Origin of the sequence: Campylobacter sp. P0103, from assembly GCF_002139545.1 — a bacterium.
GTDB lineage: Bacteria > Campylobacterota > Campylobacteria > Campylobacterales > Campylobacteraceae > Campylobacter > Campylobacter devanensis.
The window spans coordinates 81,333-102,704 of sequence record NZ_MJKG01000003.1 but is presented as its reverse complement, the minus strand read 5'-3'; the positions used below and the strand labels follow the sequence as shown (position 1 = coordinate 102,704).

General features: G+C 33.7%; 21 protein-coding genes and 1 tRNA gene. 15 read left to right on the top strand and 7 right to left on the bottom strand.

What is annotated here, in order from left to right; translation table 11 throughout:
- Nucleotides 1-29: 29 nt before the first annotated feature.
- The 7 genes from CIGNP103_RS08395 to gpmI all read right to left on the bottom strand — a co-directional run bounded on the left by CIGNP103_RS08395 (nucleotide 30) and on the right by gpmI (nucleotide 5,532).
- Nucleotides 30-152 (bottom strand): hypothetical protein, encoded by a 123-nt coding sequence (locus CIGNP103_RS08395; RefSeq protein WP_272887997.1) that lies wholly within the window; start codon nucleotides 150-152, stop codon nucleotides 30-32.
- A gap of 85 nt (nucleotides 153-237) precedes the next feature.
- Entirely contained in the window at nucleotides 238-591 is a 354-nt protein-coding gene (locus CIGNP103_RS04735) for a hypothetical protein (RefSeq protein ID WP_086252635.1), read from the bottom strand.
- A 244-nt stretch (nucleotides 592-835) separates the two neighbouring features.
- On the bottom strand, nucleotides 836-1,768 hold the full coding sequence (gene accA, locus CIGNP103_RS04730) for an acetyl-CoA carboxylase carboxyl transferase subunit alpha (RefSeq protein WP_086268671.1): 933 nt from the start codon (nucleotides 1,766-1,768) through the stop codon (nucleotides 836-838).
- A complete protein-coding gene (locus tag CIGNP103_RS04725; RefSeq protein WP_086268133.1) occupies nucleotides 1,768-2,979 on the bottom strand; it encodes a beta-ketoacyl-ACP synthase II in 1,212 nt (403 codons plus the stop codon). The genes accA and CIGNP103_RS04725 overlap by 1 nt, the downstream gene beginning before the upstream one ends.
- Before the next feature lie 44 nt (nucleotides 2,980-3,023).
- A complete protein-coding gene (gene acpP / locus CIGNP103_RS04720) occupies nucleotides 3,024-3,257 on the bottom strand; it encodes an acyl carrier protein (protein WP_086225098.1) in 234 nt (77 codons plus the stop codon).
- A gap of 57 nt (nucleotides 3,258-3,314) precedes the next feature.
- Entirely contained in the window at nucleotides 3,315-4,058 is a 744-nt protein-coding gene (fabG, locus tag CIGNP103_RS04715; protein ID WP_086241668.1) for a 3-oxoacyl-ACP reductase FabG, read from the bottom strand.
- A 10-nt stretch (nucleotides 4,059-4,068) separates the two neighbouring features.
- Complete coding sequence (gene gpmI / locus CIGNP103_RS04710) at nucleotides 4,069-5,532, bottom strand: 2,3-bisphosphoglycerate-independent phosphoglycerate mutase (protein ID WP_086268670.1); 1,464 nt, start codon at nucleotides 5,530-5,532, stop codon at nucleotides 4,069-4,071.
- A 160-nt stretch (nucleotides 5,533-5,692) separates the two neighbouring features.
- Here gpmI and mraY point away from each other — a divergent pair, with 160 nt between their 5' ends.
- From mraY to pssA, 15 genes are all read left to right on the top strand, one after another.
- Nucleotides 5,693-6,757: a phospho-N-acetylmuramoyl-pentapeptide-transferase gene (gene mraY / locus CIGNP103_RS04705; protein ID WP_086234217.1), complete on the top strand. Its 1,065-nt coding sequence runs from the start codon at nucleotides 5,693-5,695 to the stop codon at nucleotides 6,755-6,757.
- Between the two features lie 4 nt (nucleotides 6,758-6,761).
- Nucleotides 6,762-7,964 (top strand): UDP-N-acetylmuramoyl-L-alanine--D-glutamate ligase, encoded by a 1,203-nt coding sequence (gene murD, locus CIGNP103_RS04700; protein ID WP_086268669.1) that lies wholly within the window; start codon nucleotides 6,762-6,764, stop codon nucleotides 7,962-7,964.
- A 73-nt stretch (nucleotides 7,965-8,037) separates the two neighbouring features.
- Nucleotides 8,038-8,113 (top strand) — tRNA-Phe (locus CIGNP103_RS04695).
- Nucleotides 8,114-8,470: 357 nt separating this feature from the next.
- On the top strand, nucleotides 8,471-10,525 hold the full coding sequence (locus CIGNP103_RS04690) for an HsdM family class I SAM-dependent methyltransferase (protein ID WP_086268668.1): 2,055 nt from the start codon (nucleotides 8,471-8,473) through the stop codon (nucleotides 10,523-10,525).
- Between the two features lie 20 nt (nucleotides 10,526-10,545).
- Complete coding sequence (locus CIGNP103_RS08215; protein WP_201790324.1) at nucleotides 10,546-11,664, top strand: restriction endonuclease subunit S; 1,119 nt, start codon at nucleotides 10,546-10,548, stop codon at nucleotides 11,662-11,664.
- A gap of 83 nt (nucleotides 11,665-11,747) precedes the next feature.
- A complete protein-coding gene (gene pglE / locus CIGNP103_RS04680; RefSeq protein ID WP_086268667.1) occupies nucleotides 11,748-12,842 on the top strand; it encodes a UDP-N-acetylbacillosamine transaminase in 1,095 nt (364 codons plus the stop codon).
- A complete protein-coding gene (gene pglF, locus CIGNP103_RS04675) occupies nucleotides 12,839-14,620 on the top strand; it encodes a UDP-N-acetylglucosamine 4,6-dehydratase (configuration-retaining) (protein WP_086241663.1) in 1,782 nt (593 codons plus the stop codon). Before pglE ends, pglF begins: the two co-directional genes overlap by 4 nt.
- 1 nt (nucleotide 14,621) lies before the next feature.
- Nucleotides 14,622-15,527, top strand: a complete 906-nt coding sequence (locus CIGNP103_RS04670) for a PDC sensor domain-containing protein (protein WP_086268666.1) — start codon at nucleotides 14,622-14,624, stop codon at nucleotides 15,525-15,527.
- Nucleotides 15,511-16,122, top strand: a complete 612-nt coding sequence (gene hisH, locus CIGNP103_RS04665; RefSeq protein ID WP_086225109.1) for an imidazole glycerol phosphate synthase subunit HisH — start codon at nucleotides 15,511-15,513, stop codon at nucleotides 16,120-16,122. Before CIGNP103_RS04670 ends, hisH begins: the two co-directional genes overlap by 17 nt.
- A complete protein-coding gene (hisA, locus tag CIGNP103_RS04660) occupies nucleotides 16,123-16,833 on the top strand; it encodes a 1-(5-phosphoribosyl)-5-[(5-phosphoribosylamino)methylideneamino]imidazole-4-carboxamide isomerase (RefSeq protein WP_086226750.1) in 711 nt (236 codons plus the stop codon). It begins immediately after the preceding gene.
- A 64-nt stretch (nucleotides 16,834-16,897) separates the two neighbouring features.
- On the top strand, nucleotides 16,898-17,263 hold the full coding sequence (locus CIGNP103_RS04655) for a chemotaxis response regulator CheY (protein ID WP_086225111.1): 366 nt from the start codon (nucleotides 16,898-16,900) through the stop codon (nucleotides 17,261-17,263).
- The gene (locus CIGNP103_RS04650; protein ID WP_086225112.1) at nucleotides 17,263-18,075 is read left to right on the top strand and encodes a 50S ribosomal protein L11 methyltransferase; all 813 of its coding nucleotides are present in this window, start codon (nucleotides 17,263-17,265) and stop codon (nucleotides 18,073-18,075) included. The genes CIGNP103_RS04655 and CIGNP103_RS04650 overlap by 1 nt, the downstream gene beginning before the upstream one ends.
- On the top strand, nucleotides 18,075-19,997 hold the full coding sequence (ftsH, locus tag CIGNP103_RS04645; RefSeq protein ID WP_086241660.1) for an ATP-dependent zinc metalloprotease FtsH: 1,923 nt from the start codon (nucleotides 18,075-18,077) through the stop codon (nucleotides 19,995-19,997). The genes CIGNP103_RS04650 and ftsH overlap by 1 nt, the downstream gene beginning before the upstream one ends.
- Nucleotides 19,990-20,601 (top strand): phosphatidylserine decarboxylase, encoded by a 612-nt coding sequence (locus tag CIGNP103_RS04640; protein ID WP_086232519.1) that lies wholly within the window; start codon nucleotides 19,990-19,992, stop codon nucleotides 20,599-20,601. Before ftsH ends, CIGNP103_RS04640 begins: the two co-directional genes overlap by 8 nt.
- Nucleotides 20,594-21,325: a CDP-diacylglycerol--serine O-phosphatidyltransferase gene (gene pssA / locus CIGNP103_RS04635; RefSeq protein ID WP_086225115.1), complete on the top strand. Its 732-nt coding sequence runs from the start codon at nucleotides 20,594-20,596 to the stop codon at nucleotides 21,323-21,325. Before CIGNP103_RS04640 ends, pssA begins: the two co-directional genes overlap by 8 nt.
- Nucleotides 21,326-21,372: the final 47 nt, after the last annotated feature.

Below are 21,372 nucleotides of genomic sequence, written 5' to 3'. Positions count from 1 at the left end.
GCTATTTAATTAAAATTTATAGTTATAACCTAAATAAGCACCATAATCCATTCTATTTTATAACCTTCTAAACCTGTAGATGTGTAATCGCTTTTTAGACCAAATTCAATCTCATTGCTATCATTTATCGCATAAATACCACCAAGCTTCAATCCAAAATACCGCCTGTTTTAGTATCACCTACTTTTTGTGTTGAGCCATTATTGGTTGTTTCAATACTTTCTCCTTTTGTTATAGCTACCCAAGTAAAGCTTTAAAACTATCATTAATCGATGGAGTGTATCTTGCTCCTAAGATGATGTTATGTGATTTGAATTTTATTTCATTATTGCTATAGTTTGAATCATTTATGTCAGATTTATCGCTAGACTCCATTTTATAGCTGTATCCAGTCCAAACTCTATAGATGTCAAAATCTTTACCAAATTTAAGGCTTAATTCTCCAATTACATCTGATGAATTAATATTAGTTGATAAAATCGCTCCTTTAACACCTACATAAGTATGATCTAAAAAATTAGCTTGAGCTACCGAGCTTAAAAGTGCAGTAGCAACCAAAGTTTTAAAACCAAATTTAGCTATGTTTGCCATAGTAATCCTTTTTACTAATTTACCGTATTATAATAAGGTATTTTTATGCTTAATGAAGAACAAATTTTAGAAGCTTATAAAGTAATTGGGCAAAATGTAGCAAAAGTTAGAAAAGAGCGCAAGGTTTCGCAATTATCTAATTAAGTTAAATTTGGATTAAAAGGATTAAAGATATTTTAGGCCTAATGAGTAAAATAGATTAAAATTTAGCCAAGTTATACTAAAACCTGGCTAAAATAGTCAATTATTCATAAGCTCCAACAGAGAGTATTTTTTCCATTCTAGCGCTTACTACTTCATCAATTGATAACTTCTCAAGCTCTTCTAGCTTAGTTCTAATATACTCACCAACAGCAGCTATAGCGCCATCTCTATCTCTATGCGCTCCCATAACTGGCTCATCAATAACATCATCGATTAAATTTAGCTCTTTTAAATCATCAGCTGTTATTTTCATAGCTTTTGTAGCAGCTTCGCTTTTACTAGGGTCATTCCATAAAATTGCTGCACAACCCTCTGGCGAAATAACAGAAAATACCGAATTTCTCATCATCGCAAGCCTATCGGCCACACCAATGGCTAAAGCACCTCCACTACCACCTTCGCCAATAACTATAGCAATAGTGCGAGTTCTAAGCTCACTAAGTTCAAATAGATTTCTAGCAATTGCCTCGCTTTGACCACGCTCTTCAGCGCCTACTCCTGGATATGCGCCTGGAGTATCTATGAAAAATATAACTGGAATTTCAAATTTCTCAGCTAGTCTAGCTACACGAAGGGCTTTTCTATACCCTTCAGGATGAGGCATTCCAAAGTTTCTCATAATTTTATATTTTGTTCCACGGCCTTTTTGTTCGGCTATGACAATTACCTTTTTATTGCCTATGTAACCGCTATAACAGACAATTGATGGATCATCAGCGTAAGTTCTATCACCGTGAATTTCATAGCTATCAGTTAGAAGAGCTCTGATATAATCAAGTGCATAAGGGCGATCTGGATGTCTAGCTAAATTTAATCTTTGAAATTCATTTAAATTTTTATATGTTTTTGCTATCTCTTTTTCTAAATTTTTGCTTAGGATCTCAATAGCATGCTCATCGCCTTTAATTTTAGCATTGGCGATATCTTCATCAATCTGTTGAATACCTTTTTCAAAATCAAGATAGCTAGCCATTATTTTAGCCTTTTAAATATGACTGAGCCATTAGTTCCACCAAAGCCAAATGAGTTGCTCATTATAGCATTTAGTTCGCAATTTCTAGCTGAATTTGGGGTATAATCCAAGTCGCACTCAGGCGCTCTGTCTGTTTGATTAATTGTTGGTGGGATAATGCCTTGATCCATTGCCATAATAGAAATAACGGCTTCAATAGCGCCAGCTGCACCAAGACAGTGACCTGTTTGACCTTTTGTAGAGCTAATAGCTGGGATATTATCGCCAAATACAGCTTTGATAGCAGCAGTTTCGTTAGCATCGTTTGCTGAAGTGGATGTGCCATGAGCGTTGATGTAGTCAATTTTGATATTTCCAGCCATCGTTAAAGCTTTACTCATAGCTCTTTGTGGGCCATCTTGACTTGGGCTTGTGATATGATGAGCATCACCGCTTTCTCCAAATCCTGCTACTTCAGCATAGATTTTTGCACCCCTAGCTATTGCGCTTTCATACTCTTCTAACACTAATGCACCAGCACCTTCTCCCATTACAAAGCCATCTCTATTTGCATCAAATGGTCTTGATGCAGCTGCTGGATCGTCGTTTCTTGTAGATAGTGCTTTCATCGCAGCAAATCCGCCGATACCTACGGGACAGATTGCAGATTCAGCACCAATTACTAGCATAGCCTTTGTCTCGCCTATCATTATGCTTTTAGCTGCTTCGCATATAGCGTGAGTTGATGCAGCACACGCTGTTACGCTAGATAAATTTGGGCCTTTTAGATTATGAGCTATGCTAACTAATCCACCAAGCATATTTACCAAAGCAGAAGGGATAAAAAACGGAGATATTTTTCTAGGCCCTTTTTCTAAGCATATATTAGAATTCTTTTCTATATTAGGTAGGCCACCGATGCCAGCAGCTGAGCTAACGCCAAATTCACCTGGATCAAAATCTTTAAAATTCGCATCATCCATAGCATCTTTAGCGGCTTTTAAGCCTAATTGGATAAATCTATCTACCTTTTTTATCTCTTTTGCTTCCATTATAGTAGCTGGATCAAAATCATCTATTTGAGCAGCTATTTGTACTGGAAAATCAGTAGCATCAAATAGGGTTATCTTTTTTACACCTGTTTTGCCATCGCAAATATTTTTAAAAGATACATCTTTATCAAGACCTAGCGCAGTTATCATGCCTAAACCAGTTACTACCACTCTTTTCAATGCTACTTCTCCTAAAATTTAAATTTAATCACTTAATATTTTAATTATTTTTTTAGACCTTCAACATAATTTACAACATCTGCGATGCTAATTAGTTTTTCTGCTTCGCTATCTGGGATTTCTACATCAAATTTCTCTTCTAAAGCCATAACAAGCTCAACAACATCTAGTGAATCAGCACCTAGATCTTCAATTATTTTTGACTCCATTTTTACTGCGTCAGCTGCAACACTTAGTTGTTCTACAACAACATCTCTAACTTCGTCAAATATTGCCATAATTTTCTCCTAAAATAAAAATGAGTGTAATCTTACTATAATTTGGCTTAAAGTTTTCTACATATATAGGCCACCATTGATTTTAAGGGTATCGCCTGTGATGTAGCTTGCATAATCGCTTAGCAAGAACGCTATTGCTGTGGCTACTTCTTTAGCTTCTCCAAATCTTTTTAATGGAATATTTGCTGAGTAGTGTGCTTTAATTTCATCACTTAGAGCATCGGTCATATCTGTAGCTATAAATCCTGGAGTTACGCTATTAAATCTGATATTTCTACTAGCACCTTCTTTGGCAAAACTTTTACTCATTGCTATCATGCCGCCTTTGCTAGCTGAGTAGTTGGTTTGGCCTGCATTACCCATTTCACCAACTATTGAAGCTACATTTACAACTGAACCAAAGCGTTTTTTGCTCATTACTTTAAGTGCCTCTTTACAACCAATAAATGCGCTTTTTAAATTTGCATCAATAACGCTATTAAAGTCATCTACACTCATTCTTAAAGCTAGTTTATCATTTGTAATTCCCGCATTATTTACTAGATAGCTTAACTCGCCATCACTTTGGACTATTAAATTTATAGCCTCGATAAATTCCGCCTCATTAGTAGCGTCAAATTTCACCACAGCAGCACTTCCGCCACCAGCTTCTATTTGAGCTTTTAAATCATCTGCAAGCTTAGGATTTGATCTATAATTTATCCAAACTTTAAGTCCAAAACTAGCTAAAACTTTACAAATTTCAGCACCAATTCCACGGCTTGCACCAGTAACTAAAACATTTTTTCCGCTAAATTTCATTTATTATCCTTTAAAATAGTGGTTTATCCATAACTTCTGGAATTTCTAAATCCATTAATTTTAGTATTGTTGGAGCTACATTGCTTAACCCGCCATATTCTATTGAGTTTATACCATCAGCTACTACATAGTTAAATACATCAAATGTTGTATGATTAGTTAGTAGTTCGCCATCGCTACTTTGCATTGCTTCGCAGTTTCCATGATCGCTAATTTGCATATATGAGTAGCCATACTCTTTAGCTTTTGCAATCACTTTACCTAAGCATTCATCTACTGCTTCAACTGCTTTTATAGCTGCGTCATAGTTTCCAGTGTGACCGACCATATCACCATTTGCATAATTTACTACTATAAATTCAATCCCATTTTCTATGCCTTTTATCACCGCATCGGTTACTTCATATGCACTCATAGCTGGCTGTTCATCATATGTTTTAACTTTTGGACTTGGTATTAATACTCTTGTTTCATTCTCTACAAGATCCTCTTTGCCACCATTAAAAAAGAATGTCACATGAGCATATTTTTCAGTCTCGGCAGTGTGGAGTTGTCTTAATCCATTTTTTGCTATAACATCAGCTAATGTATCTTTAATATCATCATTTTTAAACATTATAGGAAAGCTAAATTTATCATCATAGTTTGTCATTGTAATTAAATTTTCGCAGATATTTTCACGCTTAAATTCATTAAATTCACTAACAGCCAAAGCAGCACAAATCTCCCTTGCTCTATCATTTCTAAAGTTGATAAAGATTATTCCATCATCTTTTTTAATTCCACCAAAATCTATAAAACTAGCTGGTTCTATAAACTCATCAAATATCTCTTTTTGATATGAATTTTCCATATATTGGACTGGAGTTATTGTTTGTAAATTTTCATTTTGAGCTATGATTTTATAAGCAGTTTCTACTCTATCCCATCTTTTATCCCTATCCATAGCATAAAATCTACCGCTGATTGAGGCAATGGTAAATTTGTTTTGTAGAGATTTGATGAAATTTAATCCAGTTTTTGGATTGACATCACGGCCATCAGTGATAGGGTGAGCATAAACCTCTTTTTTATTTGCGATACAAATTTGACATATAGCATCAAAATGATTTATATGTGAGTGTACGCCACCATCGCTATAAAGACCAATAACATGAACTCTATTTACTTTATTTAGTAGCTCTTTTAATTCTGGATTATCTTTTAATTTGTCTGATTCTATTGCTTTGTCAATCTTAACTAAATTTTGATATAGGATTCTTCCACTGCCAATAGTCATATGGCCAACTTCGCTATTGCCCATTTGCCCATCAGGCAAACCCACAGCTAGACCGCTAGTTTTTAATAAATTTTTAGCAGCATTTGCTTCTAACCACTCATATGTTGGCTTTTTAGCAGCATTAAATGCATTAAATTCATTGCTTGGATTATATCCAATTCCATCAGTGATTACCAGTATAGATTTTTTGCTCATTTGGTTATGTCCTTATTTAAGCATATTTTAGGCACAATTTTAACATTGATTTATAAATAATTATAATTTTTTTAAATTTTTAACTAGATTTATCCAAATATTATCAAAAAATTTATATAATTTTATCTTAAATTTTTTAGTTATCGTCTTAGGATTTTTGGTGTTTTATTATATTTATGAAATTTTTGAATTTAATTTTTTTAGTTATATTAGCGTTCGTGCTGGGATTAGCTTTTTTTTAGCTTTTGTTTTGACTCTATTTTTTATGCCTAAATTTATAGCTTGGGCAAGGATTAAAAATGCTAATCAGCCTATATATGAGCTAGCTCCGCAATCCCATCAGCAAAAAGGTAAAACTCCGACAATGGGCGGTGTTGTTTTTGTTATTTGTGCTGTAGTGGCCACGCTTTTGAGTGCAAATTTAAGCAATGCTTTTGTGCTTATTGGGCTTTTTGTTTTGGGTGGATTTTGTCTGCTTGGTTTTTATGATGATTATAGCAAGATAGTTGGTCGCCAAAATCACGCTGGTTTGCACGCTAGGGTTAAATTTGTTTTTCAAATTGTGCTTGGTGTGATAGCTGCTGTGCTTTTATATTTTTTTAGCGGACTTGATTCTTTATTTTATTTTCCATTTTATAAGCATGCGATTTTAGATATATCTATTTTTGCAATGTTATTTTGGGTTTTGGTATTTACTTCAGCATCTAATGCTGTAAATTTAACAGATGGATTAGATGGACTTGCTAGTGTGCCTTCTATTTTTGGATTAGTTAGTCTTGGAATATTTGCTTATTTGATGGGAAATGCAGTTTATAGCTCTTATTTATTGCTACCTAAGGTGGTAAATTTAGGCGAAATTGTGATCTTAGTTACTGCTGTTATTGGGGCGCTTTTTGGGTTTTTATGGTTTAATTGCTATCCGGCTGAGGTTTTTATGGGTGATAGTGGTAGCCTTAGTATCGGTGCATTTATCGGATATATGGGGATTGTTACAAAAAATGAGCTTTTGCTTATAATAATCGGGTTTGTATTTGTGGTTGAGACGCTCTCTGTAATTTTGCAAGTTGGTAGCTTTAAGATTAGAAAAAAGCGTATATTTTTAATGGCACCTTTACACCATCATTTCGAGATGAAAGGATGGAGCGAAAATAAGATTATTGTGCGGTTTTGGATGATAGCTTTGGTGGCAAATTTGATCGCTTTAATCGCATTAAAATTAAGGTAAAATAATGATAAAATCTCTATTTGGATATGCTAATACAACAAAATCTATCGCCAAAAGTGGCGGCTGGAATATCTATGATGATAAATTTAAAGTAGCTAGTAGTGATGAGTATGGTAATGCTTTGTTACCGATTGATAAATTTGATCCTAATCTTAGTGAATTAGAGATTCCAAGTCCTGGATTTCCGCCATCTCATAAGCTGATAAAATCGGCTAAAAATCTCATAAGCGAGTATGATTATTTTAGAAATTCCACCCCCAAAAGTATCTGGATTAGTGGCACAAATGGCAAGACTACAACGACTAAAATGACTGAGCATTTATTAAGAGATCGTGGTGCTATAATGGGTGGCAATGTGGGAATTCCACTTGGTGAATTAGTAGGTAAAGGGGCTAAAATTTGGATTTTAGAGACTAGCTCTTTTACTATGCATTATACGAAATTTGCAACACCTGATATATATGCGTTACTGCCTATTAGCGATGATCATATAAGCTGGCATGGAAGTGCTAAAGAGTATATAAATGCTAAGTTAAAACCACTATCAATGATGAAAGAAGGCAGTGTAGCAATTATTCCTAAAGAGTATGAAAAATCAGTAAAATCATATGCTAAGATAATATCTTATGATGATGAGATTGATTTAGCTAATAAATTTAGTATAGATATTGGTAGGATTGATTTTAGGGTTCCATTTTTGATGGATGCGATTATGGCGCTTTGTATTGAGAGCATAATATTTAGTCGTTGTAGCATTGATCTGCTTAATAAATTTATCATTGAGCCTCACAAGCTTGAAGAGTTAAAGGACGCCAAAGGTAGATTATGGGTCAATGATACTAAAGCTACAAATATAGACGCAACTCTTCAAGCCTTAGCCAGATATGAGGGGTTTAAGATTCATATTATATTAGGTGGCGATGATAAGGGTGTGAGTATAGAAAAAGTAGTCGCTACAGCTGCTAAGCAAGGCGCTACAATCTATGCTATTGGCTCAAATTGCGATGATATAGAAAAGATGAGTGATAAATTTGGTGCTAAAGTATTTAATGCTAAAGAGCTTTATAATGCTGTAAATTTGATAGATAAAATGATGGAAAAAGATGATATTGCTTTGCTTAGTCCAGCGTGTGCTAGTTTAGATCAGTTTAGTTCATATGCACATCGTGGAGATAAATTTAAAGAATTTATAGCAAAAATTATATAAATTCTTAAATTTGAGTAGAATTTTATCTATATTTAAGTTTTAAAAAGGTATAATTACAACTCATTTTTAAGGTGGTTGGATAGCTCAGTCGGTAGAGCAGCAGACTGAAAATCTGCGTGTCGGCAGTTCAATTCTGCCTCTAACCACCATTTTTATTCAATTTACATTTTTATATCATATTTAATTTTTTATCTCTTCTAAAGCCGCTAAGTGATTAATTAAGAAAATTATGCTCGTTAAAGAAAATTCTACAAATATCGCTCAAATCAAGGATTATTAAGGGATATCATATGGATATAATAAATTATGCAAAATATGAAAATATGAATAGAAAATAGCTATCAAAACATTTAAAAAAGCTAAGAATAAATATAAAAAATTCAATAAAAAATTAAAAAAGAATAATGAGTTGATTGAATTTTTAATGATTAAAGATAAATGTTGTTATTTTAGTAAATTTAATATATAATTACAGCTTTTAAATTATCATAATTTCAGGAACTAAAATGGCTAAATCCAAAGTTCAATCAGTAGAACCAAATGTTGCAGATTACATTAATTCCCAGTTAAAAAGCTATAAATTAGATTATAAACTCGAACAAGAATCTTTAAATAGTCAAATTGATAACGCATTAAATTTATACTATTCTAAAAATGGCGGCGCAGGTGGTAATCGCCCAGATGCTAAGCTGCTAAAGCAAGACCCAAAAAGTCTAAAATATTATCCAGTTTTAATTGAATACAAAGGCTATAAAGATAAGCTAATTAAGCTTGATAAAGATGGTCAAATCGATAACAAAAATACTAAAAATGAGCCAAATTTCAAGAATATTAACGAATATGCGGTTAATGGTGCTGTGCATTATGCTAATGCTATTTTACACCATACTGACTATGATGAGATTATTGCTATTGGTGTTACTGGCTTTAAAGATACATTAAGCGACAAACTTGAGATAAAAATTGGCGTATATTATGTAAGCAAAGCCAACTTAGCTAAAGCTATAAAAGTAGGTGAATATAGCGATTTATCATTTTTAAAAGATGATAATTTTATCAAATTTACTCAAAAGCTAAAAGAGTTAAATCTAACCCCTCAAGAGCTAGAAGCGATAAAAACCAAGAAAGATGAAGAAATTTCTATAGTTTTAACTAAGTTAAATAATGATATTTATAGAGATGAAAAAGGCTTAAGCGAAAATGATAGAGTCTATCTTGTCGTAGCAACGATTATCGCTACTTTAGGTGTTGAGGGCGGTAAGGTTGCACCACTTACAAAAGATAAGCTAATATCATCTGAAGAAAACGGAGAGAGAGATGGCGATAAAATTTTAAGCAAAGTCAAAAATTTTCTCAAAGAAAAATCAATCCCAGAAGATAAACAAGGGCTAATAATTCGCACGCTAGCTAACACTCTAACAGCTGAAAATTTAAATAAGCCAATAAACGGTGAGAGCCAACTCAAGCGTGTATTTTGCAAAATCGTAGATGATTTAGGTGAGTATTATAAAAGTGAGTTAAATATCGATTTTACCGGTAAATTATTCAATGAAATGTATGCTTGGCTAGGCTTTACTCAAGATCAGTTAAATGATGTTGTTTTGACTCCGCCATATGTCGCAACACTCTTAGTTAAACTCGCTAGAGTAAATAAAGATAGCTTTGTTTGGGACTTTGCTACTGGTTCGGCTGGACTTTTGATTGCTGCGATGAACGAAATGATAGAAGATGCTAAAAATCAAATTCAATCCCCAGACTCTCAAAAGCAAAAAATCGCCGAAATAAAAGCTCAACAGCTAATGGGCTTGGAAATTTTGCCAAATATTTATATGCTTGCTGTGTTAAATATGATCTTAATGGGCGATGGTAGCTCAAATATTTTAAATAAAGATAGCCTTAGAGATTTTGATGGAGATTATGCCTATGGCACAAAGCAGGGCAAATTCAAAGCTACTGCATTTATTCTAAATCCTCCATATTCAGCTGAGGGTAATGGAATGATATTTGTCCAAAAAGCCCTATCTATGATGGACAACGGCTATGCAGCTATAATTATCCAAAGTTCAGCCGGAAATGGCAAAGCCCAAGCTATCAATAAAGAAATCCTAAAATCTAACACTTTAATAGCTAGCATTAAAATGCCAATTGACCTATTTATCGGTAAATCTAGTGTTCAAACTAATATTTATGTCTTTAAAGTAGGTGAGGCTCATAATGCTAAACATGTGGTTAAATTTATAGATTTTAGCGATGATGGCTACGCAAGAGCAAACCGCAAAAAGGCCAAATCTAGCCTAAATCTACGAGATATTGGTAATGCTAAGGCCAGGTATGCTGAGGTTGTCGATCTAGTGCATTATGGCAAAAATTATCTAAATTTGCTTAGTTCAAATGACTATTTCGAAGGCGTGATAGACCCTACTAGCGGCTCAGACTGGAATCAATCAGCACCGATTGATACAACGCCGACTTTAGAGGATTTTAAAAAGACTGTAAGCGACTATCTAGCGTGGGAAGTAAGTCAAATAATCAAAAATCAAAAAGATAATCTGGGAAAGTAATATCCCCACTTAATCAAAAAATGAGTAGCATTGAGTGGGGTGAATTTAAATTAAATGAATTATTTAATATAGAGCGTGGCACAAGATTTATTAAATCAAAGCGTAAAAGTGGCAAAATTCCACTAGTTACAGCTGGTGAGCAAAATCAAGGAGTAGCTGAATTTATAGCTTATGATGATGAACTAAAAATTTATGAAAATCATTTAACAATAGATATGTTTTGTAATTGTTTTTATAGAAATTACAAATTTCTTTGTGATGATAATATTTTAGTTTTATTACCTAAAATAGATATTGGTAATAAGTCTTTGCTTTTCATGACAAGTGCAATCAATAAGGATAAAACAAAGTTTGGATATGAAAAGCAATATAGACAAAAGAGCTTTGCTGAACATAAAATAAAACTACCCATAACTGCTAGTGGTGAAATAGATTTTGAATTTATGGAGAGCTTCGTAGCAGAGCTAGAGGCGGAGCGAGTAGCAGAGCTAGAGGCGTATCTTGCCGCCGCGTCACTAAAAGATTACGAATTAACCGCCGATGAATTATCCGCTCTTTCTAAATTTGAAAATTATAATTGGGGCGAATTTAGAATTGGTGATTTGTTTGAAAAGTTAAATTTATCTTTCAGAAAATCAAAATTTAATAAAGACAATGATGTCTCAAAAATTAAAAATTCAGAATTTTCAATCCCACTAGTTAATGCAAAGGATGGCGATAATGGAATTATGTATTATGGACGACCACAAGACTTTGAAACTGCTACAATGACGATAGATATTGTGAACGATGGTGCAGTTTCAACTGGCAATGTTTATCCGCAACCACAAGAAACGGGTGTTTTATATAATGCATATTTAATTAAATCCAAGTTTACAGCTTCTAAAAGCCTTTTATACTTTTTTGCAACAGCTATCCAAAAATCCATAAAATTAAAATTTTCTTACGAACTAAAAGCAAGTTGGGAAAGAGTTAAAAATGAAAATATAAAACTACCCATAACCACTAACGGCGAAATAGATTTTGAATTTATGAATAATTTTATCAAAGCGATCGAAAAGCTAGTAATAAAAGATGTAGTTTTATACACTGATAACAAAATCAAAGCTACAAAAAGCATAGTAAGCTCAAATCAATGAATAAATTTAACTTTTTAGCGTTATTAATTCTAAGTTTATTCTAACTTTGATAAAATATGGCCATTAATTAATAGAGGAATATAATGGCTAGAGTTTTTTTGAGCGCACCTTATATGGGCGGTAATGAGTTAAAGTATGTTAATGAAGCATTTAAAAGTAATTATATAGCACCACTTGGAGAGTTTGTAGATAGGTTTGAAAATAGTATAAAAGATTATACTAAATCACCAAATGCAGTAGCTCTTAGCTCAGCAACTGCTGGATTGCATTTAGCGCTTAGAGTTTTAAAAATAAGCGATGGCGATGCTGTTTTGGCCTCATCTTTTACATTTGCTGCTAGTGTAAATCCTATAATGTATGAAAGGTGTGAGCCTATATTCATAGATTGTGATGAGAGTTGGAATCTTAGCCCAAAACTCTTAAAAGATGCAATAAATAAAAGCGATAAAAAGCCAAAAGCACTAATTATAACCCACTTATATGGCCAAGCAGCAAAGATGGATGAGATAGTAGAAATTTGTACTGAAAATAATATAGCTATTATAGAAGATGCAGCTGAGGCTTTGGGTGGATTTTATAAAGGCAAAGCACTTGGAAGCATTGGTGATATTGGAGTTTATAGTTTTAATGGAAATAAGATCATAACCACAGGTGGTGGCGGTATGTTAGTTAGCCATGATGAAAACATAGCTAATAAAGCTAGATATTACAGCACGCAAGCAAGAGAGCCATTGCTTCATTATGAGCATTTAGATTATGGGTATAATTATAGGCTTAGTAATGTTTTGGGTGCTATTGGAGTGGGGCAGATGGAGGTCTTGCAAAGCAGAGTAGAGAGAAAAAGGCAGATATTTGATATCTACTCAAATTTACTCAAAGATGTGGCTGAGTTTATGCCTGAAATTCCAAATTCGCATGGTAATAGATGGCTTACTACGCTTTTATTTAAAGATAAAAATAAGCATTTAAAAGTTATAGAAGCACTAAATAAACACGATATAGAAAGCAGACCACTATGGAAGCCAATGCATCTTCAACCAGTATTTAAAGGTGCTAAATGCGTTGTAGATGGCACGAGTGAGGATTATTTTAGTAGAGGAATGTGCCTTCCAAGTGGTGCTGATATGAGTGATGAATTAGTAGAAAAAGTTGCTAATATCGTTAGGAGTGCGCTGTGATTAGGGCGACTAAGAGGCGTAGAATAGCATTTTTTTTACTATGCGATACTTTGATATTTGCATTTAGTATATATTTTGCTTTTTTACTTAGATTTAGTGGGGATATACCTGAGATATTTATTCCTGGTATGATATATAGTGGAGTAATTTTGATTGTTATCAAGATTGCTATGCTATGGGCTTTTCAAATTTATAGAGTGCCGTGGAGATTTTTTGGATTAAATGAATCTAGAAAAATTTCACTAGCTTGTCTGCTTTGTGCGGGAATATTTTTTGGAATATTTTTATCTTATGAGGAGCTTTTTGCTCCTTTTCCAAGAAGTGTTATTATTATAGATGCGCTTATTTCGGCTATTATGGTAGGTAGCTTAAGAATTTCAAAACGAGCTTTAATGGACTTTAAAAAGGCTAAAAATGGCAAACCTTGCGTTATTATAGGCTCTACTTCTAAAACTCTACAAATCCTAAAAGGACTCAAAAGCGGATATGCAAACTATTACGCCGTAGGTATAGTAGATGGTAGAAAAGATCTAGTAGGCACATATTGCGATGGCTATCAAGTAGGTCATAAAGATGAGTTAAAAAGCTATATAGAAGATGGCGTAAAAAGCGCTATAATAGCTCTAAAACTTATGCCAAATGAGCTTAAAGAACTATATGATGAGCTAGATACTTTAGGATTTAAAGATATTAAAATATTTTCTTTAATTGGGCAAAAAAATGAGGGAATTACAGATATTAGCATAGAAGATTTACTAGCTAGAAAGCCAAAAGACCTAGATAGTGCAGCTGTTGAGTCATTTATAGGTGGTAAGGTAGTGATGGTTACTGGCGCTGGCGGAACAATCGGTAGCGAGATATGTAAGCAGTGCTTGAAATTTGGTGCTAAAGAGTTAATAATGGTAGAACATAGCGAGTATAATCTATATCAGATTAATGAAGCCACAAACGCTGATGAGCGTAATCGCTTAGTTATGTTAAATATCACTCATATTAATGAATTTGATTTTGTATTTTCTAAATTTCGCCCAGATATAGTGATTCACGCAGCTGCATATAAGCATGTTCCATTATGTGAGTTTAATCCATTAATTGCTGTGCAAAATAATATAATGGGAACTAAAAATGTTATAGATTTAGCCAAAAAATATGAAACTAAAAAGGTAGTGCTAATCTCAACTGATAAAGCTGTAAGGCCGACAAATATCATGGGAGCTACTAAAAGGGTTTGTGAATTATATGCGTTAAATTCAAATACTAGCTCTACTGAGATTGTTGCAGTTAGATTTGGTAATGTGCTAGGAAGTAGCGGTAGCGTTATACCTAAATTTAAAGCCCAAATAGCAGCCAATGAGCCACTAAGCGTAACTCACCCAGATATTACTAGATATTTTATGCTTGTTAGTGAGGCGTGTCAATTAGTGCTTCAAGCAGCTAGCATTGCAAGTGGCGGTGAGCTTTTTGTGCTTAATATGGGTGAGCCAGTTCGTATCGCTGATATGGCTAAAAGAATGCTAAGATTAAGCAATAAAGAGCATCTTGGAATCAAATTTGTAGGTTTGCGTCCGGGTGAGAAGCTGTATGAAGAGCTTTTGATTGATCCAAATGATGTAGCAACTAAATTTGAAAGTATCTTTGTAACCAAAAGCCAACCATATGATATCGATCTATTAAATAGTCAAATTTCTGATCTATTACAAAGTCAAAACGATGCAGAAGTTGAACAAAGATTAAAACTTATCGTGCCTGAGTTTCATCATAATAAAAATAGGAATTAATGTGATTTTTAAAGAGATTGAAGAATTTAGTGAGATACGCTATAAGGCTAGAGCCTATTTATGCCATCTTTTAGATAGAAATATACCAAATAATCTCCCTGGTGTAAATGTTCAAAGCATTAATGATGGCTTTGATAAGATCGCACATGAGGTTGATAGCTTTGATGCGTTTTATATATTGGATAAAAATGGAATTCAACTAGATAATACCATAAGTCTAGATTCTAAAAATATATCTGGAAAAGGAATAAATAGAAGTAATAAGGCGTATTATTATAGATGTGTTCGTGAGAAGCGATGCGTGCTAACTGATCCATATCCATCAAGCCTTACTAATCGCCTTTGTGTTACAGCTTCAATGCCTATATGTAATGATAAACAAGAGTTGCTTTATATAGCATGTGTGGATATTGGGTTAAAAGAGCTTTTGGCTATGATTAGTCCTAGTTCTGTAGATGGAATATTTGGCAAATTTACAAAGCTTATATATTCTGTTTTTTCTATTGCTCTTTTTGCGATCTCATTGGTTTTATTTGTTCATGGTATAAAGAGCTTTGTATTAAAAAGCTTTAATGAGATTAATATTAGTGAGGTTTTTGAATCTACTATTGTGCTTACTTTAGCACTTGCAATATTTGATCTTGTTAAGGCGATATTTGAAGCTGAGGTTTTAGGTCGGCCAAATCACCATCAAAATGGCGGCAGTAGAACAATGGTAAGATTTATAGGGAGTATTATTATAGCTTTAGCTATTGAATCTCTTATGTTGGTATTTAAATTTGCAATTACTGATCCAAGTCAGATATTATATGCGATATATCTTATTGGCGGAGTTGGTTTTTTGATGATTGCACTTAGTTGCTATCTGTTTATCTTAATAAGGAGTAGTGTTGATAGGGATTATTGATTATGGTGCTGGAAATATAAGAAGCGTTCAAAACGCTCTTGAGTTTGTCGGTGCTAAGAGTGAATTAGTAAGCGATGCAGATAGATTAAAAAGCTATGATAAGTTGCTTTTGCCTGGTGTAGGTGCTTTTGGTAAGGCGATACAAAGATTAAGAGATACAAATTTAGATAATGCAATTTTAGAGTTTATAGCTAGTGGTAAGCCGTTTCTTGGGATCTGTCTTGGGATGCAACTTTTGTTTAAAAAGAGCTATGAATTTGGTGAGCATAGTGGTCTTGGAGTGATTGATGGGAGTATTATTAAATTTGATGAATCTAAATTTGATAAGCCTCTTAAAGTGCCGCATATGGGCTGGAATATGGCTAAATTTACTAAACAAAGCAAGATTGTAGATGGTCTTGGCAAGAGTGCTTATTTGTATTTTGTTCATTCATATCATGCTGTTTGTGATAGTAAATTTGCTTTAGCTTATACTGAGTATGGGTATGATTTTGTCAGTGCTGTAGAATATGAAAATGTCTATGGATTTCAGCCTCATCCTGAAAAATCACATGAGAGCGGACTAAGAATAATTAAAAATTTTATGGAGATATAGATGGAAAAATATATGGCAATAGACTTAAAAGATGGCAAGGCAGTTAGGCTATCTAAAGGTCTTATGGATAGTGCGAAAATTTACTCAAATGAGCCGTGGGAGCTAGCTAAGAGATTTAGCGATGCTGGGGCTAAGTGGTTGCATATTGTAGATTTAGATGGAGCATTTGCAGGAGATGCTGTAAATTTAAAAACTATAGAAAAAATTGTAAATGCTACAAATTTAAATATACAAATTGGCGGTGGAGTCCGTAATGAAGAGCGTATAAAAAGTTATTTAAACTCAGGAGTTAGTAGGTTGATTTTGGGTTCTGTTGCACTTAAAAATCCTGAGTTTGTAAAAGAGATGGCTAAAAAATACAGAATAGTTGTAGGAATAGATGCCAAAGATGGGTTTGTAGCAGTAGAAGGCTGGGCTGAGGTAAGTCAGATAAGAGCTACTGATCTTGCTAAGCTATATGCAGATGCTGGAGTTGAAGCGATAATTGCCACAGATATTAGCAAAGATGGTATGCTGTGTGGGTTAAATTTAGAATTTACATCAAGCATTGCACAAGCTAGTGGTATTGATACGATTGCAAGTGGTGGTGTGGCAAGTTTAGCCGATTTAGAGACTGCAAGCAAAACTAATGGAATATCTGGGGTTATAATTGGCAAAGCTTATTATGAAGGAAAAATAGCACTTAATGATATTTTTAATAACAATTTTTAACTGTTAAAGTATTTTAAAAGTAATTTTAGATAAAATATCGTCTAAAGTTGAGAAAGGATAGTTAGTGAAGTTATTGGTTGTTGATGATAGCTCTACTATGAGAAGAATTATAAAAAATACATTAGAAAGGCTTGGACATAACGAAGTGTTGCAGGCTGAGCATGGTGTAGAGGCTTGGGATATACTTTGCCAAAATCCAGATGTAGGCGTGTTAATTACTGACTGGAATATGCCTGAAATGAATGGTTTAGAGCTAGTTAAAAAGGTTAGGGCTGAGTCTAAGTATGAAAATATGCCTATTATAATGGTAACCACAGAGGGTGGTAAGGCTGAGGTTATTACAGCATTAAAAGCTGGAGTGAATAACTATATTGTTAAGCCTTTTACGCCGCAGGTTCTTAAAGAGAAACTTGAAGACGTTCTTGGATAATGAAAGATAAATATTACGAATTAAAAGTTACATCCCAGCAAATTGAGCCATTAAAAGATCTTGTTTTTGAATTTGGATTTACCTGTATAGAAGAGATCGATAGTGGCTTTATCATTAGGGATGAGCAGAGCTTGGAAGATACCAAGTGGGGACTTGAAGAGTTTGCTAGTCGCTTGGGCTGCAAAATAACTACTGATTTACAAATCAAAGATAATATAGACTGGATTAATGAATATAAAAAAGGCATAGCTCCGGTTGAAGCTGGTGAGTTTTATATTAGGCCAAGTTGGGAAACTCCAAAAGATGGGCTAATAGATATTATTATCGATCCAGCATTAGCTTTTGGCTCTGGTCATCACGAGAGTACAAATTCATGTCTAAAGCTAATTTCAAAATATTCTAAAGGATATAAAAATGCTCTAGATGTTGGTTGCGGTAGTGGTATTTTAAGTATTGCTATGGCAAAGTTAGGGCTAAATGTAAGCGCTTGTGATACTGATGAACTAGCCGTTCAAAGCAGTCTTGAAAATGCGCAAAAAAACAATATAGCTATAGATAAAATTTGGACTGGTTCTATAACTAATAGTAATGAGTCTTATGATATTGTAGTAGCAAATATCATTGCTGATGTTATACTATTTCTTGCAAATGACCTAAAATCTAAGATAAAAGTCGGTGGCATAATAATTTTATCTGGAATTCTTACAAAATATAAAAATAGAATTATAAATGCTTTTAGCGAATTTGAGTTGATAGAGAATTTAACTCAAAATGAGTGGGAGAGTTTTGTATTTAAAAATCAAGGAAAATAATGGAAAATAAAAATCAACCAAATAATAATAGTTTTTTTAATAAAAATCCTATTTTAATGTTTGCGATTTTTGCTGTGGTAATGGTGCTGATTTTTCGTAGTATGAGCCCCGATGAGATGGGAATATCTGGTACGAATTCAAAAAATATCAGCTACTCAGAGCTAAAATCCCTAATTAAATCAAAGCAGATAAATGAGGTTGTAATCGGACAAACTACGATAAAAGCTAGTGGAAATGGTCAAGCATATGTAGTAAAAAAAGTTGCTAATGATCAAACTTTAGTTCCACTTTTAGAAGAGAACAACATCAGCTATGGAGCATATAGTGAGAGTAATTGGCTAAGTGATATGCTATTTTCGTGGGTTATTCCTGTATTTATTTTCTTTGCAATTTGGATGTTTTTAGCCAGTAGAATGCAAAAAAATATGGGTAGCGGAATCCTTGGTATGGGAAGTAGTAAAAAGTTAATTAATAGCGAAAAGCCAAAAGTTAAATTTGATGATGTAGCTGGCGTAGAAGAGGCTAAAGATGAGGTAAAAGAGATCGTAGATTTCCTTAAAAATCCTGAACGCTATATTCGCTTAGGTGCTAAAATTCCAAAAGGTGTGCTATTAGTAGGCCCTCCAGGCACTGGTAAAACATTACTTGCCAAGGCTGTTGCTGGTGAGGCCGAGGTTCCATTTTTCTCAGTTTCTGGGTCAAGTTTTATAGAGATGTTTGTAGGTGTGGGCGCAAGTCGTGTTAGAGATCTGTTTGAAAATGCTAAGAAAGAAGCACCTGCTATCGTATTTATAGATGAAATTGATGCTATTGGTAAGAGTAGGGCGGCTGGTTCTATGATGGGTGGTAATGATGAAAGAGAGCAGACTCTAAATCAGCTTTTAGCTGAAATGGATGGATTTGATAGCGATAAAAGTCCTGTAATAGTTTTAGCAGCAACCAACCGCCCAGAGGTTTTAGATGCGGCACTTTTAAGACCAGGTAGATTTGACCGCCAAGTTTTAGTTGATAAACCTGATTTTAAAGGTCGTGTTGATATATTAAAAGTACATAGCAAAGAAGTCAAGCTTTCAAATGATGTAAATATGGATGAGATAGGTCGCTTAACTGCTGGTTTGGCTGGAGCAGATTTGGCTAATATCATTAATGAAGCTGCTCTTTTGGCTGGCCGTTCTAATAAAACTAAAATTGATCAAAAAGATCTAGTTGAAGCAGTTGAGAGAGCAATTGCAGGTTTAGAGAAAAAATCTCGCCGTATAAATCCAAAAGAGAAAAAGATAGTTACATATCATGAGTGCGGACACGCTTTAATAGCTGAAACTACAAAAGGGGCTGATAAGGTTACAAAAGTATCGGTAATACCACGTGGTATTGCAGCTTTAGGTTATACGCTTAACGCCCCAGAAGAGAATAAATTTTTAATGCAAAAACATGAGTTGATTGCTAAGGTTGATGTATTGCTAGGCGGTAGAGCTGCTGAACAGGTCTTTATCAAAGAGATTAGTACAGGTGCAAGTAACGATCTTGAACGCGCTACTGATATTATAAAAGCAATGGTATCAATGTATGGAATGACTGATGTAGCTGGCCTTATGGTATTAGAAAAACAACGCAATGTATTTTTAAATGGGGGCCAAACTCTAAAAGATTATAGCGATGATATGGCACAAAAACTTGATGAGTTTGTAAAGAACTTTTTAAATGAGAGATATGAAGCAGTTCTTGCTACGCTTGAGCTTTATCGTGGTGCGATAGAAAAAATGGTAGAATCTTTATATGAAGAAGAGACTATAGAGGGCGATAAAGTTAGGGCGATTATTAAAGAATTTGAAGAAGCAAATGGTTTGCCTACTCGCTTAATAGATGTTGAAGATGAGAATTCAGACATTAAAAAAGCAAAAGAGAATCAAGTAGATGAATAATCTAGGAATCATAAGCAGATATGGATATAAATGCATCACTATTTCAGTGGTGCTTTTAATACTATCTTGGATTTTTGATTTTTGGTTTAGTTTTTTTACTATCTTACTTTTAGCTACTTTGTGGGTTTATAGAAACCCTGAAAGACTACCGCAAAGTGAAGATTCTAAAGCTATATTATCTCCTATTGATGGAGTTGTAGAAGATATTAAAAAATGCAATTATAATGGCCGTGGTTATAGTGAAATTTTAATTCGCTCAAGAATCATTGACTGTGGTGTTTTGCGTGCTACTTGTGATATGGAGATATCTGATATTAAAAGGCGTAATGGTCTAAATTTACATAGCAGCGATTCAAACTTAAATTTATTAAATAACCGAGCTACCATAATATCTAAAAATCAAGATATTATACTTCGTATTAGCACTTCAGCACTTACTTCTAAGATTTATTTAGAAAGTATAACTTATGTTAAATCTGGTCGTAGAATAGGCTTTATTAAAGATGGCAAAATCTCTCTTTTGATGCCTTTAAATACGAGAATATCTCTTACTAAAGGTGATAAAGTAAAAGCTTGTAATATTATAGGTTATATAGATGAATAGTAATAATAAATTAATATATATACTTCCAAATTTATTTACAGCAGGTAGTGCATTTACTGGCATTATCAGTATTTTAGCTAGTGCTAATGGCGAATTTGGAAAGGCTATTTTTTATCTTGTAATCTCTCTTGTGCTTGATGGGCTAGATGGTAGAGTAGCAAGATTAACCAAAACCACATCTAAATTTGGTGTTGAATTTGATAGTTTGGCTGATTTAGTTGCTTTTGGTGTAGCTCCAGCTATGTTATTTTATTTTAGTATCGGAAGCGAATTTGGTAGATTTGGTTCACTTATTACGGCTATGTTTGTAGTTTTTGGGGCTATTAGACTAGCTAGATTTAATGTTACAACTAATGAAAATGAACCAAATATGTTTATTGGATTGCCGATTCCTACAGCTGCTATAGTCGCTGGATTTTGGATTGGAATTTATAATAAATATGAAATTTTAATTGGTTTTGAATGGGTATTTATCATTTTAATGGCGGCACTTTCGATACTTATGGTCTCAAATGTACGCTATCCAAGCTTTAAAAAGGTTGATTTTAGTCGTGCTAATTATATTAAAGCTCTCGTAATGCTTGTAATACTATTTTCACTTTTATATTTATATCCTTTAGAATCAGCTACTGCTTTGATTTCTATTTATACTACATATGGTATAATTCGTGCTGTTTGGGCGAGATTTTTTGCCAAAAATATCAAGATAAAGGAACAAAAATGATAGCAAATAGTAAAAAAATTTATATATTTATCTATAAACTTTCTCTC

Coding starts and splice junctions, on each gene's coding strand:
- ftsH (WP_086241660.1), top strand. CDS start 18,075: ATGGAAAATAAAAATCAACCAAATAATAATAGTTTTTTTAATAAAAAT.
- acpP (WP_086225098.1), bottom strand. CDS start 3,257: ATGGCAATATTTGACGAAGTTAGAGATGTTGTTGTAGAACAACTAAGT.
- CIGNP103_RS04650 (WP_086225112.1), top strand. CDS start 17,263: ATGAAAGATAAATATTACGAATTAAAAGTTACATCCCAGCAAATTGAG.
- pglE (WP_086268667.1), top strand. CDS start 11,748: ATGGCTAGAGTTTTTTTGAGCGCACCTTATATGGGCGGTAATGAGTTA.
- CIGNP103_RS08215 (WP_201790324.1), top strand. CDS start 10,546: ATGAGTAGCATTGAGTGGGGTGAATTTAAATTAAATGAATTATTTAAT.
- murD (WP_086268669.1), top strand. CDS start 6,762: ATGATAAAATCTCTATTTGGATATGCTAATACAACAAAATCTATCGCC.
- pssA (WP_086225115.1), top strand. CDS start 20,594: ATGAATAGTAATAATAAATTAATATATATACTTCCAAATTTATTTACA.
- CIGNP103_RS04735 (WP_086252635.1), bottom strand. CDS start 591: ATGGCAAACATAGCTAAATTTGGTTTTAAAACTTTGGTTGCTACTGCA.
- fabG (WP_086241668.1), bottom strand. CDS start 4,058: ATGAAATTTAGCGGAAAAAATGTTTTAGTTACTGGTGCAAGCCGTGGA.
- hisA (WP_086226750.1), top strand. CDS start 16,123: ATGGAAAAATATATGGCAATAGACTTAAAAGATGGCAAGGCAGTTAGG.
- gpmI (WP_086268670.1), bottom strand. CDS start 5,532: ATGAGCAAAAAATCTATACTGGTAATCACTGATGGAATTGGATATAAT.
- accA (WP_086268671.1), bottom strand. CDS start 1,768: ATGGCTAGCTATCTTGATTTTGAAAAAGGTATTCAACAGATTGATGAA.
- CIGNP103_RS04690 (WP_086268668.1), top strand. CDS start 8,471: ATGGCTAAATCCAAAGTTCAATCAGTAGAACCAAATGTTGCAGATTAC.
- CIGNP103_RS04640 (WP_086232519.1), top strand. CDS start 19,990: ATGAATAATCTAGGAATCATAAGCAGATATGGATATAAATGCATCACT.